The organism is Variovorax sp. 01T439_2 (assembly GCF_056398445.1).
Genome location: NZ_JBFTPJ010000657.1, coordinates 1 through 3,423, shown reverse-complemented (window position 1 = coordinate 3,423; position 3,423 = coordinate 1). Strand labels below are relative to the sequence as shown.

Here is a 3,423-nt window from a genome sequence, read left to right as displayed (position 1 = left end):
TCCTGGGCTCGGGCAAGACCACGCTGCTCAAGCGCATCCTGACCGAGGCCCATGGCCAGAAGATCGCGGTGATCGAAAACGAGTTCGGCGAAGAGAACATCGACAGCGACATCCTCGTGACCGAATCGAAGGAGCAGATCGTGCAGATGAGCAACGGCTGCGTCTGCTGCACCATCCGCGAAGACCTGCGCGAGGCGCTGCAGCTTCTGGCCGCCAAGAAGCGCCAGGGCCTGCTCGACTTCGACCGCGTGGTGATCGAGACCACCGGCCTGGCCGACCCCGGCCCGGTGGCGCAGACCTTCTTCATGGACGACGAGATCGCCGAGAGCTACCTGCTCGACTCCATCCTGACGCTGGTCGACGCCAAGCATGCGCCGCAGCAGCTCAACGACCGCCAGGAGGCGCGCCGCCAGGTGGGCTTTGCCGACCAGATCTTCATCAGCAAGAGCGAGCTGGTGTCGGCCGAGGAAACCGATGCGCTCATCCACCGCCTCAAGCACATGAACCCGCGCGCGCCGCAGCAGAAGGCGCATTTCGGCGACGTGCCGCTCAAGGACATCTTCGACCTGCGCGGCTTCAACCTGAACGCCAAGCTCGACATCGACCCCGACTTCCTCAAGGAAGAAGAAGACCATCACGACCATGATCACGCGCATGGCGAACATTGCGACCACCCCTCGCACAAGCACGAGGGCCACGGCCACCACCACCACACCGACGACGACGTCAAGAGCTTCGTCTACAAGGCCGACCGGCCCTTCGACCCGGCCAAGCTGGAAGACTTCCTGGGCGCCATCGTCAACATCTACGGCCCGCGCATGCTGCGCTACAAGGGCGTGCTGAACATGAAGGGCACCGAGCGCAAGGTGATCTTCCAGGGCGTGCACCAGCTGATGGGCAGCGACCTGGGCCCGGAATGGGGCAAGGACGAAGCCCGCCAGAGCCGCATGGTGTTCATCGGCATCGAGCTGCCGCGCGAAATTCTCGAGCAGGGGCTCGAGCAGTGCCTGGTCTGAGGCCCTGACTTGCTCCTTCCCCCGCCGGGGGAAGGCGGGGATGGGGGCAGGCCACCGATCAGGCGCCGTGCTTTTTTGGGGCTCCCGTGCCCCCACCCCGGCCCTCCCCCGAAGGGGAGGGAGGAATTACCGGCCCGGCGCGCCCAGCGGCTTGCCGTTGAGCTTCAGGCTGCCTTCGGCATATTCGATCTGCGTGGTGACGTCATCGCCGTCGCGCTTGACGAAGCCCTTTTCCTCGCCTTGCTCGACCAGCCCCGCCATCATCTCGGGCGGCGGCGTCTGGCCGCTGCCGGCGCCGGCGGCGGCCATCTGCTCCAGCCACTGCATCGGCAGCCGCGCGCTGGCCTTGAGCACGCCGCGCTTCATGAGCAGCGCCATGCCGGGCGCCTGCAGGTCTTCGTCGGTGACGCCGGCCATGCCGGCCGTGTAGCTGAGCTCGCCGCGCTTGCCGCCGATTTCGACCAGCATCCTGTCGAGCCCGAATTCGGGGCTGTACTTGGCCATGGCCTTGAGGTCGGGCGCCAACTGGTCGAACAGCACCTTCATGGCCGCCTGCGAGGCCTTGTTGCCGCCCTTGCCGCAGCCGTTCGCGGCGCTCGACTGCATCCAGGCATCGGCCAGCTTCTTGTAGCCGGCGGCGTGGATGCGGCGTCCGCCGCTGCTCATCTCGAACTTGTCGATCTTGGTGTCGCCGATCTTGCCGGTGCCCTTGACCGTGCCGGTCGATGCGTAGAGCCCGTCCGCGATGCTGGCTTCGGCGAGCATGTCGATGTTCTGCAGCAGCACCGCCGGCAGGGCCTTGCCTTCGCCGCCCGCGGCGCTGCCCAGGCCCTTGGGAGCTGCGAATTCGAGGCTGTCGAGCCGGGCCTCGGTCTTGCCCGTGGCCAGGATCCAGCCGTCGCTCTTGTCCATGTCGGCCTTGCCGGCCAGCTTGCCCATCTTGAGCGTGGCGCCGGTGCGCGCATCGCTGACATCCAGCCCCGGCATCGCCAGTTCGTAGCGCACGTGGGTGCGGGCGCCGTTCATCTCGGCGCGGACCTGCGCGCCCTGCCAGGCGAAGCGGGCCTTGCCTTCCTCGGCCAGGCTGGCGGGCGCCACCGCCAGGTCGGTGGTGTAGCCGCCGTCGAACGCCACCTTGGTGTGCGCCGTCAGGGGCTTGGCCTTGCCGAAGATCTGCTCGGCCTTGGCCTGGCCCTTCACGTCGAACACCAGTTCGCTGTCGATGGTGGCCGCCGCCAGCGTGCCACCGGCCAGCGGGCCGTGGCGGATGGTGTCGCGGAAGGTGATGCGCACCGCCTTGAACGGCGTGGCGGCTTGCTCCACTTCTTCCTCATCCTCTTCCTCGCCGGGCTTGGCGGCAGGCACCTGCACCGCGGCGGCGGCATCGGCTGCGCAGCCGAGCTCGATCGTCACGGTGCTGACGGCGCCGAAGAAGCCGCGTTCGTAGCTGCGCTCGACCACGCGCACCAGCGCAGTCTGCTTCGGCACCTCGTCCAGCGCGGCTTCGTAGCTGGACTTTACTTTTGCGCCGGCCAACCACGTGCCGCCGCCATAGGCAAGTGCGATGGCCGCAGCCAGCACGCCCAGAACTGCTTTTTTGCTCAAGATTGATTTCTCTTTTGTATGAATGAGGTCGACCTGCATCGCTCCCCCGGCGATTCCGGCAGGTCTTGCTGCCCCCTCCGGCAGCGCTGGCGATGCTACCGGAGGCAAGGGGGTGCAGGCACATCACCCTTCGATTCGAGTTCTCTATACAATCGCGCGCCTGTTCCGGCAGCCACGCCTTCGTCCGATGGGGCGGGATGTGGTTGACGGTGCGGGGCGCCGCAGGTTCCTGGCGGGCTTTCGGGGGTATAACCCCGGGGTTCGTCACTGCGAGCACTCCGACGAGTGGAGCCCGCGCGGCCTGAAACCCGCGGTGGTTCCCTTGGGAGGAGACACCCAGTGAAAGCGCGTTCCAGTTCGTTCAAGGAGCCAGTCACCGTGAAGAAGCCCGCCGCCAAGGCTACGCCAGCAACCAAGCCCGCCGCCAAGAAAGCGGCGGCTGCAAAGCCGGCTGTACCCGCGGCAAAAAAGAGTTCTTCCGCTGCAAAGGCCCCGGCCACGAAACCAAAAAGCGCTCCAAAGAAGCCAGCAACGCCATCGGCCAAGGCCGCGACCGTTGCAAAGAAGCCCGTCAAGCCTGCAAAGTCTGCTGCGCCGTCGGTGGCATCCGCCCCGGACAAGAGCGCAACCAAAACTGCAGTTGCGGGTCAACTGCCATCCAAAACCGTCGGCCGCACTGCTGCCGTTCCTTCTGCCCCTCCGATCCCAATGAAAAAAACGGCTGCCGCCTCTTCTTCCGCCACGGCGACACCTTCGATGCCCGCTCAGACCGCCGCACCCGCCCCCGCGCGAGGTGGCCGCG

The 3,423-nt window shown here is 66.6% G+C and carries 2 protein-coding genes and 1 pseudogene; 2 read left to right on the top strand and 1 reads right to left on the bottom strand.

Translation table 11 applies throughout. From position 1 onward, the window contains the following. The first annotated feature begins 2 nt into the window (after positions 1-2). Positions 3-1,016 carry a CobW family GTP-binding protein gene (locus AC1DOC_RS25285; protein ID WP_478130733.1) on the top strand — a complete coding sequence of 338 codons (1,014 nt, stop codon included), beginning with the start codon at positions 3-5 and terminating at the stop codon, positions 1,014-1,016. A 126-nt stretch (positions 1,017-1,142) separates the two neighbouring features. On the opposite strand, the gene AC1DOC_RS25280 is transcribed toward AC1DOC_RS25285, so the two are convergent. Further along, positions 1,143-2,621 (bottom strand): YdgA family protein, encoded by a 1,479-nt coding sequence (locus AC1DOC_RS25280; protein WP_436299553.1) that lies wholly within the window; start codon positions 2,619-2,621, stop codon positions 1,143-1,145. A gap of 339 nt (positions 2,622-2,960) precedes the next feature. Here AC1DOC_RS25280 and AC1DOC_RS25275 point away from each other — a divergent pair. Continuing rightward, positions 2,961-3,423, top strand: a pseudogene (locus AC1DOC_RS25275) (hypothetical protein); the annotation flags it as partial.